The sequence below is a fragment of the uncultured Anaerovibrio sp. genome, from assembly GCF_947302755.1.
In the GTDB taxonomy this organism is placed as follows: domain Bacteria; phylum Bacillota; class Negativicutes; order Selenomonadales; family Selenomonadaceae; genus Anaerovibrio.
The window spans coordinates 1-15,930 of the sequence record NZ_CAMYWM010000051.1 but is presented as its reverse complement, the minus strand read 5'-3'; the positions used below and the strand labels follow the sequence as shown (position 1 = coordinate 15,930).

Genomic DNA, 15,930 nt, shown 5'->3' with positions numbered 1-15,930 from the left:
GTGCTGATGTGCCATTTTAGGGCTGCGCTTATCCATGGAATCATCTCCATGTCACCCGCTTCACCTTGCCTTCCAACTATAACACCTCACCCACCGCAAGCGGTCCCCCCTCCCCTCAAGGGGAGGGCAAGATAGTTGTTGCAAGCGGTCCCCATAACACTTGCCTTCCCCCTGGGGGCGCTTTGCGCGGGAGTCCGGTGGACTCCCCGGAGAAGGTGGCAGCGAAGCTGACGGAAGAGGGGGTCCCGCCGATAGCTAAATAGTTCACCTCGATATAGGATCGAACAATTCCTAATTATATGGACAATATCATCTAAAGCTATATGGACAGTTTATGATGTCCATGGTACAATCAAGGGGGATCATGAGAGGGGGAATTTAATGGTTATCGGCTCAGAAAGTGAAACTGTTGAGTTTAAGCTTACAACCGGAGAAAAGAATGAAGCTATGGAGGCTATTGCTGCCATTTTAAATAAACATTGTCGAGGCACAGTATATTTTGGGGTCGATGACTCTGGTTTTGTAAGAGGTCAACAGGTCAGTGATTCTACCAAAAAAGATATTTCAAGAATAATCAGTGAGTCTATAGAACCGAGAATTGCGCCAACGATAGATGTGCTCACTATAGAGCAACGTACTATTATAAAAGTAGCTTTTTCCGGTCATAACAGACCATATGCGGTTAATGGCAGGTATCTTATTCGTACGGGAACGGAAAATCGGAGAATGTCTCCTGATGTGCTAAAACGGCTGATAAAGAATGATGATTACTCTTCAAAGTGGGAAGAGGAACTGACGGATTATACGGCAGATGAATTAGATGATGAGGCACTAAAGGACTTTTATCAGTCAGCGAATGACTGCGGCCGTTTATCTATGAAGGAATATGATAAAGATAAGCTCCTTTCGACTCTTGGGGTGATACGTGACGGATATATTAATAACGGCGGATACGCACTTTTTGGTAAGAATGCGAAAATCGGCCTGAAGCTTGCTTCATATGCAACGGATAATAAGGTTACGTTTACTGATTTAAAATTGTTGGAAGGGAATATTTACAATTTGGTCAATAACGCGTTGGATTATATTCTGAATCGCATTAATTGGAGAGGTGAAATAGGGGCAAGGAAGCGAAAGGAGATACCGGAAATACCTGAAGCTGCCATACGTGAAATAATAGTAAATGCATTTGCCCACGCAGATTATGAAACGGTTCCTGAGATGGAAATAGGCATTCATCCGGGGAAAGTGGAAATATATAATCCTGGTTCATTTCCTGATGGTCTGACGCCTCTGGATTTCATATCGCGGAATCTTCCGTCATATAAAAGAAATCGGCTTATTTTGGATGTGTTGTTTAGAAGTAAGGATGTAGAAAAATCAGGAACCGGATTTCAACGTGTAAACGAATTTTGCAAACAGCAAAATGTAACTTGGAGTTACAGAAAAGAAGCCTATGGCTTCTTCTTTGAATTTATCAGGACAAATGTCCAGATAAATGTCCAGATAAACTCGGAACTGACAGAAGCTGAGCAGATTATTTTCAACCTTATTCAGAATAATGAGGGGATTTCAAAGGCCGAAATGGCTATAAGAATTGGGAAATCCGAGAAGACTGTTCAGAGGATAATCTCTTTGCTTATGAAAAAGCAAGTGATTGAAAGAGAAGGTTCAAATAAAACCGGTAGCTGGAAAATAACGGGGATTTGATGAGAGGTAAAAGGGGGAAATGGAAAAATGAAATCACGGAAGAACAAAAGCATACTAAGGGGGGACAGTAAGTCCCGGTGGAGCAGCCCCAAGGGGCAGACTGCCCTGGCACTGGCCATTTTGCTGTGGATAGCGGGGGGCAGTGTTGTGGCGTTGGCGCAAGAAACGATTGTCGCGAGTGATTACGATGGAAGCGTGTTTGGCAATCATGACGACAATGGTTTGGACAATTCAGCCGGCGACCCGAACAACAACCAAGTTACGGTAAAAGCAGGCGTTACAGTAAGCGGAACCGTATATGGAAGCAACAAGTACGCCACAACCGTGAGCGGCAATACGGTCATCATAAACGGTAAGGTGACGTCAAATGTCTATGGAGGAACTTCGGGAGGAGATTCTGGCGAAGCAGGTGATGTAAACCATAATCATGTCACCATAACCGGCATGGTAGTGGGAGATGTGTACGGCGGTCGCTGTGGTGGTGAAGGCAATGCGTCAGAAAATGAGGTCACCGTTAGCGGCGGCACGGTCGGGGGCAGTATTTACGGCGGCTATGTCTACGAGGGCGATACTGCGGGACAAACACTCAATCAGGTCACGTTGAAGGACGCGACGGTCACGGGAGCTGTGTACGGCTTCTCTGTTCGTAACGGCGCGCCCTATGAAATCAATAACAACACACTGAACCTCTCCGGTGCCAATACCGTGGGCGGGACCGTGGGAAATTTTGTCACCATTAAGCTGGCGAATACCCTGACTTGGAATACAGCCAAGCCGGTGCTGACCGCCAATGAATTTTCTAACTACGGTACCTTGGATATCACTGAGGCTACAAATCTTGCCAATCAGACAGAGCCAGGCACCATGACACTGCTTTCCTCTGACACCGACAATAATTTTGCCGATAATTTTAAGCTGGCTTATAATTCAACCACACAAGCTAATCCGGTGGCTTTTAGTAGTACCAAGACAAGCCAAGTAGTCAAGACTGGGGCAAATGAGTCCAGTGCGGTGGACGGCGTCACCCTTGGCTACAACAATACCCATACTGTTGCCTATGACTCTGCCAATAAGGCTATCAACTATACAGTGGCGAATAATGTCAACAAAATCACTCTTGGTGATATTGCCTGGGTAAAGGACAGCACGGTCAGGGACGGCAAAGATTATGATTTCTCAAGCAAGTCTTTGTGTATGGGCTGGGACACTGTAAAAGATTTTCGTCTCACTTTCGCCGATGATGCTGCGTATAAAAGCCTAGGGTATGGCAACAAGATGACACTGGTTTCCAATGCGACGGTTACAACGGGGGATGCAGGTCTCAACAAGGTATACGATTATACGGTGGCGAATGGTGCGAAGCTCAGCACTAATGTCAATGGCCAAATTTCAACTTCTGACAATAAAATTAGTTTAGTGCTTCAGAATATCTGTATCACAAATGTGGACCTTGCGAAATGGGACAGCTCGAAAGCGGCCTTTGCGGTTCCTGATGGTTGGAAGCCTACCAACTGGAACCATTCACCGGTTTCTGTCACGGCAGCGGGCTTTGACACCACGGGAATAGCGGTGGGCACGACGGATATCGTTACCACGAACACGGAAAACTTTTTCAGTAATGAAAAGATTACTGGTGCGTTGAAGTATGCGGAAAACATATCAGTCACTGACGCAGGAAATGGCGAGGGCGTCACCCTGACGGGCACGGAGTCCAAGGGGGTCAAAGCTTCTGACGACGGCAAGAACCTTGTCTATGCCCGGAGCAATTTCAATGTCAGCAACATTTCCTTGGGTGAGATGGCTTGGGGAACCGGGCGCACTATGGGAACAGGCTATGACTTTACCGATACAGCCACCATTAATGCAACGGATTTGGCCTTAAACTTCACCGACGAGCAGAAGGCCGCTTTGTCCAGTGACAGTAAGATAACCCTGCTGTCTGGGGCCACAAATCTGGCAGCGGATAAGACTGTCACCAAGGCCAACCATACCCAGACCATCGATTATGCCGTTGCTAACGGCACAGCTCTTTCCGGTACTCTGGCGGGCACTGTGTCTACCACGGCTGAGACGGTGAATTACGATGCCACGGGCATGACCATGGACAGCGTAAATCTAACAGGCTGGAATGGGACTGCTTCATCCGTTCCTACGGGCTGGACAGCTAAGACCGGCGGTGTAGACGTAACCGCCGATAACACCTTTGCACCGAAGGTATCTGCGGACAGCGAGAAGACTATTCTCAGTGCTACCGCGGGTTATTTCAGCAATGCCAATATTGCCGATGCCTTAAAATATAAGGCTGATGCGGCCAGCTCTGATACGGTGGACGGGGTTACCCTCACTGGTACCGAGTCCAAGGGGGTAAAGGCTTCTGACGATGGCAAGAACCTTGTCTATGCCCGGAGCAACTTTAATGTAAGCAACATTTCCTTGGGTGAGATAACCTGGGATGGAGGGCGCACGGCCGGCACCGGCTATGACTATTCGGCTGTGACCAGCTCTGTTATTGACGGCAGTAAGCTGTCCTTTAAAAATCCGGAAAATATTGGGGCGAATGCCTCCACTACACTACTTGCTGCCAATAAAACCTTGATAGATGGACTGAGCCTCACTGGGCTCACCGCCAATTATAGCTGTGCCCCGGTGGCGGGGGTCACTGTGGCCGGGCAGCTTACAGGGGATGTTTCTTCTTCGGCTGGGGCCCTTATTTATACCAATACCGCCAATAAGGCTACCAAGCTCACCTTTGACAATGTGGAGTGGAAGGACACCGGGGCCCTTATTGCCCATGCAACAGATGCCACGAAGAATATCAGCTTTGACGGGGCGGATGTGGATACCACTAATATCACATTCACCAATATTAAAACCATTGAAGATAATAAGCAGATGACCCTTGTATCGGACTTTGGCACAGCCGTGGGCACCATCAGCGGTACCCAGTTTGGTATAGGCACAGAAAAGGGTGAAGGCCATGCCTTCTATGAGAATAACAATCTCCGTTATCTGGTAACGAAAGGAATTGGCAACAGCCAGGCGTCCTCTGGGGAGTCAGTCAGTGGTCAGACTGAGACAGTGGAAAATGGGGCCAAGGTAAATAATAGTGTAATCGGTGCCATGACGGACAGTGGTAAAGCAGAGGAAAGCAAAGCCATTGTATCCGGGGGCAGTGAGGTAACGGGCAATGTCATCGGGGCTGAGACGGAAAGTGGTCTGGTCAACAGGAACGAGGCCAGTGTCACCGGCGAAAGCAAGATAAACGGCAATGTGGAGGCGGCCCAGACGAAAAGCGGCAATGCCACCGCCAATATTACCAATGTAGAAAACAGTAATGTGACAGGCAGTGCCGTGGGGGCTGTAACCGACAGCGGCGTGGCCACTGGCAATGTGTCCAATGTCAGCGGCGGCAGTGTCGGCGGCGATGTGGCCGGAGCTACCAGCACCAGCGGTACCGTCAGCAACGGCAATGCCGCCATTGTAACCGATACCAAGGTAGAAGGGAATATCTTCGGCGGCAAGAGCACCAGCGGTGAGGTAAATACCAATACGGCCAATGTGTCCGGCGGCTCCGTCCAGGGCAGTGTATATGGCGGCCGGACCGATGGAGAAAAAGCCGTATACGGTAACGAAGTAAAACTGGCAGGCCAGGCCGCCGTCCAGACTGATGTATTTGGCGGCTACAGTGCTCAGGGCACCGCCACCGACAATACCGTAACCATTGACGGGGCTACTGTAGAGGGTACTGTCTATGGCGGCAAGAGTGAGGATAAATCCGACAACAACTCCGTGGAGCTGGATAAGGGTACCGTAGGGGCCATTGTGGGCGGCGGCTGTGAGGAAGCCAGCGGCAACACCGTAACCATCACCGGCGGCGAAGTGCTCAGCGGGGTCTATGGTGCCAAGGCGGGTACTTCCGCCACCAACAACACCATTACCATGGCCGGGGGCAAGGTGAATAATGTCCTCTATGGCGGTTATACGGACAGCACCACCGGAACCACCACCGGCAACACCGTCACCCTCTATGGCACGGCGGATGTGTCCAATGCCAGTGTCTTTGGTGGCAGCGGCAGTGATATAACTGGCAACGTCCTGAATATCGGGGCGGTAATCAATGAGGTGGCCACCAGCTGGACTGGGGGCGGCCAGAGTGTAAAGAATATCGCTAACTTTGAAACAATGAATTATGTGGCAGTACCATGGAGCAGTACAAAAGCGGCTGTTACTATTTCTGACGGAACGGCAAGTGATTTGTCCGCTACCAAGGTCAGTGCCACCAAGGTTCACTTCACTGATACCACATCCCTTAAAAACAACGATACCATTACCCTGCTGGATGAGCAGAGGGTAGCGGCGGACAAGCGGGTACAGACCGGCAATATTACTACGGAAAGCCAGTATACCGCCGGCTCCACCCTGCAGGGCACTGGTGTGCTGTCACTGGATGATAAGGGCAATGTACTCTATACAGTAACGGAAGAGGATGTAAGCGAGCAGAGCCATAACACGGTTATGGGGGCCCAGGTGGGCATGGCCGCCCTGTCTATCGGCAATGACTATGTGGGCGCAGCCACAGAAGGGTTGGCCCTGGGCACCAACACTGGCGCCGATGGCATAGCAATCTACGCCAATATGGGCGGGGGCACCCTGAAGCAGGACACCGGCAGCCATATCAACACCCACATCTGGAATGCCATTTTGGCAGTGGGTCATAAGAACGAAAAAGCAAAAGCGGATTTTGAATATGGGGCCTTCTTCGAGTACGGCACCGGCAATTATTCCACCCATAACGGCGACGAGCGGGGCGACGGCTCCACCAAATACACCGGTGGGGGGCTTTTGGCCAAATACAGCCTGAAAACCGGCAATTATGTGGAGGGCAGCTTCCGGGCCGGCCGTATCCACGACAATGCCAGCAATGTGCTGCGGGATGCCCTGGGCAATCCATACAGCTATGAAACCGATGCATCGTACTGGGGCTTCCATGTGGGCGTGGGCAAGGAAATAAAGCTGGACAGCCAGCGCACGCTGGACCTCTACGGCAAATATTTCTATAACCATCGGGGCAGTGTGTCCTTCGAGGCCGGCGGCCAGTATGAGCTGGATGGGGTATCCAGTAAGATACTGCGGCTGGGCGGACGGTATACCATGCAGGCCGGGGCTGACTGGCAATGGTACGGCGGGCTGGCCTATGAGCATGAGTTTGGCGGCGAAGCCACTGGCACCGCTGACGGCCTGGCTATCCGCAGCGCCTCCACCAGGGGCGGCAGCGTAAGAGGCGAGCTGGGTGCTACCATGCAGCAGGCCGGCTCACCGTGGAGCCTTGATGTGAATGTAAGTGGCTTTGCGGGAAAGAAGCAGGGCCTCACCGGCAGCGTGGCGGTAAAGTACAGCTTCTAAGGATGAGGTGTTAATGCCTGTCCCTAGGTCAGCTGCAGGTCTAACGGGGCACGCTCACGCTCGAGACAGATTGTCCAGTGGTACTAAGCTCGCCCAGCATTTTGCGGGGCCTGCCATGGGATGTTCCATTCCTGCGCTTCGCCAGTGTCACATCAATTGGGCAGTTGACTTCGTCGAAATAACGACGGTGGGGGCCGTCTGCAACCACATAGGGCGTTAATAGATTTTGTGCTGATGTGCCATTTTAGGGCTGCGCTTATCCATGGAATCATCTCCATGTCACCCGCTAACTCTTGCCTTTCCTTAGAGGGGAAGGTGGACAAAGGGCGGATGAGGGGTTCGCTATCTTTGCTACATATTTCCAAAGGCGGGAAAAGTTGACAATAGTTAACTTTTTCCGCTTTCTTTATGCCTTGTGTCGAATCTTTTCCTATGGTAAAATACTCTCTGTGAGTATAAAAGTCCATTGTAAAAGGAGCATAACGAATGAAAATTTGTGTTGGCTGTGACCATGGGGCCATAGAATTAAAGAAAACTGTGCTGGAAGTTTTGCAGGAATTTCCGGATATCGAAGCCGAGGATGTGGGAACCTACAGCGGTGAATCAGTGGATTATCCGGATATTGCCCAAAAGGTCTGCGAAAAGATTACCAGTGGTGAGGCTGAGCGGGGTATTGTGCTGTGCGGTACTGGTATCGGCATTTCCATGGCCGCCAATAAAATAAAGGGGATACGGGCAGCCCTGTGCGGTGATGTATTTTCGGCCCGTATGTCCAGAGAGCATAATGATGCCAACGTATTGGCCATGGGCGGCCGAGTTACCGGCTTTGGACCGGCCGGTGAGATAGTACGCGCCTGGCTTACCACCCCATTTTCAAATGGTGAACGCCATATTCGCCGTATTAAAAAAATGATGGCGTTGGAGAACAAATAATAATCGTGTGCAAGGAGGACTAGTCATGGGCTTAATGGATGATTTAAAGGTTGTGGATCCTGAGGTAGCAAAGGTGATTAATGACGAGCTAAATCGTCAGCGCAATAAGCTGGAGCTTATTGCCTCAGAAAATATTGTCAGTAGTGCAGTGATGGCGGCCCAGGGAAGCGTGTTGACCAACAAGTATGCCGAGGGATATCCTGGCAAACGGTATTATGGCGGCTGTGAGCATGTGGATGTGCTGGAACAGCTGGCCATCGATCGGGCCAAGGAGCTGTTTGGGGCAGAGTATGCCAATGTGCAGCCTCATTCTGGGGCCCAGGCCAATATGGCCGTTTTCTTTGGCCTCTTGGAGCCGGGGGATACCGTAATGGGCCTTAGCCTGACTGATGGCGGTCATCTGACCCACGGCAGTCCGGTGAATATGTCCGGAAAATATTTTAAAATCGTTCCCTATGGGGTAAGTGAAGCCACTGAGCAGCTGGATTATGATGATATTCAGCGGATAGCCAATGAGTGTAAGCCAAAGCTGATTGTGGCCGGAGCCTCGGCCTATGCCCGGGTTTTGGATTTTCCCCGTCTGGCCGAAATTGCCCACTCTGTAGGTGCCTACCTTATGGTGGATATTGCCCATATTGCGGGCTTGGTGGCCGCCGGTCTCCATCCATCCCCGGTTCCCTATGCTGATGTGGTAACCACCACTACCCACAAGACTCTGCGTGGCCCCCGGGGTGGCCTGATTCTCTGTAAGGATGCCGAGTTTGGCAAGCAGTTCAATAAGGCGATTTTCCCTGGTATTCAGGGCGGCCCTTTGATGCATGTTATCGCTGCCAAGGCAGTGGCCTTCAAGGAAGCCCTGTCCCCTGAATTCAAGGAATATGCCCGGCAGATTATCAAAAATGCCAGTGCCCTGGCCAAGACCTTGAAGGAAAAGGATTTCCGCATCGTGTCCGGCGGTACCGATAATCATCTCATGCTGGTAGATCTCACCAATAAGAATATCACCGGCAAGGTGGCCCAGAATGTTCTTGACGAGGTGGGCATTACCGCCAACAAGAACACCATTCCTTTTGAAAAGCTGAGCCCATTTGTAACCAGTGGCATCCGGCTGGGCTCCCCGGCCCTTACTACCAGGGGCTTTAAGGAAGAGGACATGGTTGAGGTGGGCAATATTATTGCTCTGGTGCTGGATAATCCGGAGGATGAGGCAGCAAAGGCCCAGGCCAGGGACCGGGTGGCAGCCTTGTGCCGGAAATATCCATTGTATGAGTAACGGGAAGCTTTTTCATTAAGTGGAAAAACATGAGTAATTGCGTTATAATACACAATGACGCTTTGGGTGTGTTGAAACGCTGGGTATGTATATTTTGTTTATGGCAAAATTTGAACAATTGCGTTATAATGACAGGTGAAGAAAACAATCGAGTCTCTAGGAGGAGAAATATGTCTGATATTAAAGCAACGGTAGTAGACCATCCATTAATCCAGCACAAGCTTACCATTATGCGGAAGAAGGAAACCTCATCCAAGGATTTCCGCCAGCTGCTGGAAGAGATTGCTATGCTCATGACCTATGAGGTAACCCGTGATTTCCCACTGGAGGAAATTGATATTGAAACACCTGTGGCAAAGTGCAAGGCCAAGGTTCTGGCCGGCAAAAAGGTTGGCGTTGTGCCAATTCTTCGGGCAGGTCTGGGCCTGTTAAGCGGCGTGGTAAACATGATTCCATCGGCCCGTGTAGGCCATGTGGGTATGTATCGCGACCCTGCCACTCTTAAGCCGGTAGAGTATTACTGCAAGCTGCCGGGGGACGTGGCTGAGCGTACCCTTATCGTTGTTGACCCAATGCTGGCTACCGGTGGTTCTTCGGCGGCCGCCCTTACCCTGTTAAAGGAAAAGGGGGCCAAGAACATGATTCTCATGTGTTTGGTAGCTGCCCCAGAGGGCATTAAGGTGATTAATGAGGAGCATCCCGATGTTCCTGTATATGTTGCGGCAATTGATGAATGCCTTAATGAAAAGGGATATATCGTTCCGGGTCTCGGCGATGCCGGCGATAGAATCTTTGGTACCTTGTAATTTTTAATATCGGCTGATATTTTCTGCCGGCTGGTGCATAATCTGTGCCGGTCGGCAGTTTTTTGTAGGGGGGATATTATGCAAAATTTTGAGTTTTATTGTCCAACGGATATTGTCTTCGGGAGAGGGGCTGAGGACAAGCTGGCTGACAAAATTCGGCAGCACGGTGGTTCCAGGGTATTTCTGCTTTATGGCGGGGGGAGTATTGAAAAAAATGGTCTCCTGAAGCGAATAGAGGATATTCTCAATGAAGCAGATATTGAATTTGAGGCCATGGGCGGCGTTCAGCCAAATCCGGTATTATCCTTTGCCAAGGAGGCCACGGCTGAGGCTGTTAATTTTGAGGCCGATATGGTATTGGCTGTGGGGGGCGGCAGCGTTATTGATACGGCCAAGGCTGTGGCCGTTGGCTTAGCCACCCCGGAGGTAGATATTGCCGAATATTGGGAAAAGGGCCGGGAGGTTGAAGCATGCGCCCCAATCGGCGTGGTACTGACTATTTCAGCCGCCGGCAGTGAAACCAGTGATTCGGCGGTACTCACCATTGATGGCACCGGTAAAAAGGGTGGTGCCCACAGTGATATTATCCGGCCGGATTTTGCCATCATGAATCCGGAAATTACCTTTACTCTGCCACCATTCCAGATTGCCGCCGGCGTGGCTGATATTTTGATGCACACCCTTGAACGGTACTTTACCTATACTGAGGGTAATTTGTTTACTGATATGGTGGCCGAGGCCCTGATGAAGAATGTAATCCGGCAGGGCCGCATCTGCGTGGCCCACCGTAAGAATTATGAGGCCATGAGTGAAATCATGTGGTGTGGCAGTGTATCCCATAACGGCTTTACTGGTCTCGGCCGGGAAAAGGATTTTTCGGCCCACAAGCTGGGCCACGTCCTCAGCGGGGTATACAATGTGACCCATGGGGCTTCCCTGGCTGTTATGTGGCCGGCCTGGGCAACATACGTTTATGAGGACAATCCGGAGCGGTTTGCCCAATACGCTGAGCGGGTGTGGGGCGTAAATGCCGGTACTCCATATGAGCGGTCCAGGGCGGGAATTCGCCTGACCAGAGAATTTTTTGAGCAAATAGGCTTACCCACCAATTTCACCAAGCTGGGGATTGGCGTAAAGGATGGGGCCGAGATAGAAAGGCTGGCGGATATCTGCACGGCCAATGGCACGAAACGGGCTGGTATATTCCATCCAATGGACAAAAAGGATGCTATGGCCATATATGAAAGTGTAAACAGATAATTATTTTGGGGCTGTTACATGGATGAATAATCGTCGATGTGACAGTCTTTTTTTGAAAAATAGCTTGGTGCTGATGTGGGTAAATTACTACTTGCGTGGGGCAATTATCCATGATATGATTAAGTGTGCTATGTTCAGAAACTATGCCTATTCTAGGAGGATTTACATAAATGGAGAAATTGATCATAAATGGTGGTAAGCGACTAAAGGGTCGGGTCAAAATCAGTGGTGCCAAGAATGCGGTGCTGCCTATTATTGCCGCAGCCCTTTTGGGGCAGGATTCCCCCAGCCGGTTGGAGGAGGTTCCGGCCCTTGATGATGTTCATACCCTTACCGAGGTATTGAAGCAGTTAGGTGTCAAGGCGGAGTTTAATCCTGATAAAAATACTATCCTGGTGGACAGCTCAGACATTGCCAGCTGTGAAGCACCTTATGATCTGGTCCGTAAAATGCGCGCCTCGTTCCTTATAATTGGCCCATTGCTGGCCCGCTACGGCAAGGCAAAGATTTCCATGCCCGGGGGCTGTGCCATTGGAACCCGGCCTATTGATTTACATCTCAAGGGCTTTGAGGCTCTGGGGGCGGATATTAATATCGGCCATGGCTTTATTGAAGCCCATGCTCCAGGGGGGCTGAAGGGGGCCCGTATATATTTGGACTTCCCAAGTGTGGGGGCTACAGAGAATATTATGATGGCTGCCTGTATGGCTGAGGGGCAGACGATTATTGAAAATCCGGCCCAGGAGCCGGAAATCATCGATCTGGCCAATTACCTCAATGTAATGGGGGCCAATATTCGGGGGGCCGGCACCAATGTTATAAAAATAGACGGTGTTAAGCGGCTTACGGGCAAGACTTACACCATAATTCCGGATCGGATTGAGGCAGGCACCTATATGGTGGCGGCTGCCATGACCAAGGGGGATGTATTTATTGAAAATGCCATTTCCGAGCATTTGAAGCCGGTTATTGCCAAGCTGAAGGAAGCCGGTGTCATCATTGAGGAGCATATTGATGGCATTCGGGTAACCTGCGATAGGGTTACCAAGGCGGTGGACATCAAGACCATGCCTTACCCGGGCTTTCCGACGGATATGCAGGCCCAATTTATGGCGATGCTGTCCGTATCTGAGGGAACCGGTATGGTAACGGAGACCGTATTTGAAAACCGGTTTATGCACGTGGACGAGCTGAAACGCATGGGAGCCAACATTAAGATTGATGGCCGTACTTCTACAGTAGAGGGGGTACCATACCTGAACGGATGTCAGGTAAAGGCTACTGACCTGCGGGCCGGTGCAGCCATGGTTCTGGCCGGACTGGTGGCCAATGGGGAAACGGCTATTGGCTATATTCACCATATTGATCGGGGCTATGATAATCTGGTATCCAAGCTCATTGGCCTGGGGGCCGATATTCGTCGAGTGGATGTCTGACCTGTACAAAAGGAGTATTGAATGGATACAACTGCACGTGATCTTTCCCTTATTGGAATTGTGGGTCTTGTACTATATTTATTGGGTAATTGGGCAATAGCCGTCACGGACCCTGTGGAATCAAACTACACCCTTACGGCCATGGAGATGCTTCGGTCAGGTGATTATGTGTCACCGCGCATTTATGGCAATTACTGGTATGATAAGCCGGCCTTTTTCTACTGGGAGCTTATTGTGGCCTACAAGCTGTTTGGTATAAATGAATTCGCCTCCAGATTTTTCCCGGGGGTATTTGGCGTCCTGGGTCTGATGATGACCTATCTCTTTACCAAACGGATTTATGATCGTAAGACCGGGCTTATGGCTGTGGGAATACTGGGTACCTGCTTTGAATATTGGTTGTTATCCAAGACGATTATTACGGATTTAACCCTCTTTGTATTTTTTAACGGGGTTTTGATAGCCTTTTATATGGGCTACAGTACCGGCAGGAGGGCCTGGTATTATCTTTGCTATATTCTGGCCGGGCTGGCCACCCTGGATAAGGGCCCCATCGGGTTGCTGCTGCCTGGATTTATCATTTTGGTATACCTGTGTATCAGACGTGATTTCAAAGAGATTTTGCGTATCAAGTGGATTCCTGGACTGCTTTTGTATGCCATTACGGCTGGCAGCTGGTACTATACCATGTATGTCATTCATGGCATGGATTTTATCAATAATTTCTTGGGGGTTCACAACTTCCTGCGGGCTACCCAGTCCGAGCATGAACAGTGGAATGTCTGGTGGTATTACACCATGATTTTCTTTGCCGGCTGCCTGCCCTGGTGTTGGACCCTGCCGGCAGCTCTTTGGAAATGCTTCAAAGAACAGCGGCTGCCCCAGCTGGATATGGCCGGGGGCTTCCTGCTGACCTGGGCCCTGGTAGTGAATATTTTCTATCAGTGCATGGCCACAAAGTATACCACCTATACCCTGCCGGGCCTGCTGCCGATTGCCATTCTGATGGCATGCTATCTCTATAAGCGGGAAACTCTGGTAAAACGTACTGTGGCTGTAATGCTGGTGGTTTATGCGGTGCTTACCTTTGCGGTGGCGGCCCCTGTGTGTAACACCAAGGGCTACTCATTTAAAAACGTGGCGGCAGTCTATCAAAACCAGATTAAGGATGAGGACCTGCTGGTCAGCTATGGCGATTACCGCACATCGGCGGTATTCTATGGGGACAAGGTGGCCTATAAGCTGGCCCATGCCAAGGATATTCCGGACATGCTGCCTGACGGCAAGAGCTGGAACGCCAAGAATGTAATGCCCTTTATGGCCTTGGAGGAACTCCCTGCTGACAAAAATGTTTACCTTATTCTCCAGGAAAAGGGCTTTGAGTCCTTTGACAGGGAATTTAAAGCAGAGGAATGGCAGCTGCTGGGCGATATAGGGTATGCCAGGGTATATTTACGTAAAGCAAAATAATATACAGGAAAAATGACAATTCCCTCCGGCTTAGGCTGGGGGGAATTTTTGTATGCGTGGAAAAACGCCGGAATTTCATTTTTTGCTTGCTTTTTTTCTTGGATAGGTGTAAATTTTATGTCAGTGTATTTATAACTGTCATGACACCTGTGTAAGGAGATGTAATGTATGATTTTGGACAGATTGGAGAGGATGCCGGTGGGCTCCTTTCATTACAAGTTATTGCTGGTTACTGGTCTTGGCTGGCTATTTGACAGCATGGATACTGGCCTTATAGCCTTTGTTCTTCCTGTGTTGGCCAAGGAATGGGGACTGGCACCGGAGCAAATGGGCTGGATTGGCAGCATCGGACTCATTGGCATGGCCTTAGGGGCGGTTATTTCCGGCACATTGGCGGACCGCATTGGCCGCAAGCGGGTATTTACCATTACGGTGTTGATGTATGCCCTGGCCACGGGAATGTGCGCCCTGGCCTGGAGCTATGAATCCTTGCTGTTCTTCCGCTTTTTGGTGGGCTTTGGTCTGGGCGGCGAGCTGCCTGTGGCGGCAACCCTGATGTCGGAATATGCGCCTACGCGACTTAGAGGCCGGTTTATCGTTCTTTTGGAGAGCTTTTGGGGCATTGGCTGGCTGGTGGCTGCCTGCATTTCCTATTTGATCATTCCCCAATACGGCTGGAAGATTGCCTTCGTGATTGGTACCCTGCCTGCTCTCTATGTGTTCCTTATCAGGCTTCACATGCCTGAATCAGTCCGCTATCTTATTTCCAAAAATAAAATTGATGAGGCCAAGGAAATTATTCTTTCTCTGGAGAAAAAGCTGAAGGTTCAGAGTCTGCCCTTTGATAGGAACCTCACTGCGGCAGAAATGGGCAGTGCCACCCTCCGGACTCCCGGTCCATTGACTCTGTTTAACGATAATTACATGAAGCGCACCATTATGCTGTGGCTGGCCTGGTTTGGTATTGTGTACAGCTACTATGGTATCTTCATGTGGCTGCCCTCCATCGTATTTCAGCAGGGCTTTGCCGTGGTCAAGACCTTTGAATACGTGCTTATTATGACCATTGCCCAGCTGCCGGGGTATTATTGTGCGGCCTGGCTGGTGGATGTGATTGGGCGGAAATATACCCTGTCCATTTTCCTGCTGATGAGTGGTGTGGCCAGCTATTTCTTCGGCAATGCCACCACGCCGGAAACCCTTTTGGCCTGGGGAGCTGCCATGTCCTTCTTTAATCTTGGGGCATGGGGGGTTATCTACACCTATACCCCGGAGCTGTACCCCACCTCCATTCGGGCCCTGGGCAGCGGCTGGGCCGCCGGCTTTGGCCGGATTGGCGGAATGATTGCCCCGGCCCTGGTGGGCATCATGCTGGCCAATCAGCTGGGTATCGGCAATGTATTCCTCATGTTTGCCGGTGTGCTTATAGTTGTATCCCTGGTGGTATTGACCCTGGGGGTAGAAACCAGGCAGAGACAGCTGGAGGATATAAATTTCACTGCTGATGTTTTCGCAATTGACAAAGATCATGTTGAAAGTGTACAATAATACTGTTGCGGATGTAGCTCAGATGGATAGAGCATCTGCCTCCTAAGCAGAGGGCCGTGGGTTCGACTCCCGCCATTCGCACCAGATGAAA

At 50.3% G+C, this 15,930-nt stretch carries 9 protein-coding genes and 1 tRNA gene; all 10 read left to right on the top strand.

The window, feature by feature from the left end:
• Positions 1–381 precede the first annotated feature (381 nt).
• The gene (locus Q0Y54_RS06590) at positions 382–1,710 is read left to right on the top strand and encodes an RNA-binding domain-containing protein (RefSeq protein ID WP_297965521.1); all 1,329 of its coding nucleotides are present in this window, start codon (positions 382–384) and stop codon (positions 1,708–1,710) included.
• A 27-nt stretch (positions 1,711–1,737) separates the two neighbouring features.
• On the top strand, positions 1,738–7,113 hold the full coding sequence (locus Q0Y54_RS06585) for an autotransporter outer membrane beta-barrel domain-containing protein (protein WP_297965519.1): 5,376 nt from the start codon (positions 1,738–1,740) through the stop codon (positions 7,111–7,113).
• A 486-nt stretch (positions 7,114–7,599) separates the two neighbouring features.
• Positions 7,600–8,046 carry a ribose 5-phosphate isomerase B gene (rpiB, locus tag Q0Y54_RS06580; protein WP_297965517.1) on the top strand — a complete coding sequence of 149 codons (447 nt, stop codon included), beginning with the start codon at positions 7,600–7,602 and terminating at the stop codon, positions 8,044–8,046.
• A 25-nt stretch (positions 8,047–8,071) separates the two neighbouring features.
• Positions 8,072–9,319 (top strand): serine hydroxymethyltransferase, encoded by a 1,248-nt coding sequence (glyA, locus tag Q0Y54_RS06575; protein WP_297965514.1) that lies wholly within the window; start codon positions 8,072–8,074, stop codon positions 9,317–9,319.
• A gap of 170 nt (positions 9,320–9,489) precedes the next feature.
• Positions 9,490–10,125, top strand: coding sequence for a uracil phosphoribosyltransferase (upp, locus tag Q0Y54_RS06570; RefSeq protein WP_297965512.1), 636 nt, complete (start codon positions 9,490–9,492; stop codon positions 10,123–10,125).
• 78 nt (positions 10,126–10,203) lie between these two features.
• A complete protein-coding gene (locus tag Q0Y54_RS06565; RefSeq protein WP_297965509.1) occupies positions 10,204–11,385 on the top strand; it encodes an iron-containing alcohol dehydrogenase in 1,182 nt (393 codons plus the stop codon).
• 170 nt (positions 11,386–11,555) lie between these two features.
• Complete coding sequence (murA, locus tag Q0Y54_RS06560) at positions 11,556–12,821, top strand: UDP-N-acetylglucosamine 1-carboxyvinyltransferase (protein WP_297965506.1); 1,266 nt, start codon at positions 11,556–11,558, stop codon at positions 12,819–12,821.
• Between the two features lie 21 nt (positions 12,822–12,842).
• The gene (locus Q0Y54_RS06555) at positions 12,843–14,291 is read left to right on the top strand and encodes a glycosyltransferase family 39 protein (RefSeq protein ID WP_297965504.1); all 1,449 of its coding nucleotides are present in this window, start codon (positions 12,843–12,845) and stop codon (positions 14,289–14,291) included.
• Positions 14,292–14,459: 168 nt separating this feature from the next.
• Positions 14,460–15,839: an MFS transporter gene (locus tag Q0Y54_RS06550; RefSeq protein ID WP_297965502.1), complete on the top strand. Its 1,380-nt coding sequence runs from the start codon at positions 14,460–14,462 to the stop codon at positions 15,837–15,839.
• 7 nt (positions 15,840–15,846) lie between these two features.
• Positions 15,847–15,923: transfer RNA gene (locus Q0Y54_RS06545), tRNA-Arg, on the top strand.
• Positions 15,924–15,930 lie beyond the last annotated feature (7 nt).

What these genes read in the sequence shown, in the direction of transcription:
- Q0Y54_RS06590 (WP_297965521.1), top strand. Translation starts at nt 382, where the DNA reads ATGGTTATCGGCTCAGAAAGTGAAACTGTTGAGTTTAAGCTTACAACC.
- Q0Y54_RS06585 (WP_297965519.1), top strand. Translation starts at nt 1,738, where the DNA reads ATGAAATCACGGAAGAACAAAAGCATACTAAGGGGGGACAGTAAGTCC.
- rpiB (WP_297965517.1), top strand. Translation starts at nt 7,600, where the DNA reads ATGAAAATTTGTGTTGGCTGTGACCATGGGGCCATAGAATTAAAGAAA.
- glyA (WP_297965514.1), top strand. Translation starts at nt 8,072, where the DNA reads ATGGGCTTAATGGATGATTTAAAGGTTGTGGATCCTGAGGTAGCAAAG.
- upp (WP_297965512.1), top strand. Translation starts at nt 9,490, where the DNA reads ATGTCTGATATTAAAGCAACGGTAGTAGACCATCCATTAATCCAGCAC.
- Q0Y54_RS06565 (WP_297965509.1), top strand. Translation starts at nt 10,204, where the DNA reads ATGCAAAATTTTGAGTTTTATTGTCCAACGGATATTGTCTTCGGGAGA.
- murA (WP_297965506.1), top strand. Translation starts at nt 11,556, where the DNA reads ATGGAGAAATTGATCATAAATGGTGGTAAGCGACTAAAGGGTCGGGTC.
- Q0Y54_RS06555 (WP_297965504.1), top strand. Translation starts at nt 12,843, where the DNA reads ATGGATACAACTGCACGTGATCTTTCCCTTATTGGAATTGTGGGTCTT.
- Q0Y54_RS06550 (WP_297965502.1), top strand. Translation starts at nt 14,460, where the DNA reads ATGATTTTGGACAGATTGGAGAGGATGCCGGTGGGCTCCTTTCATTAC.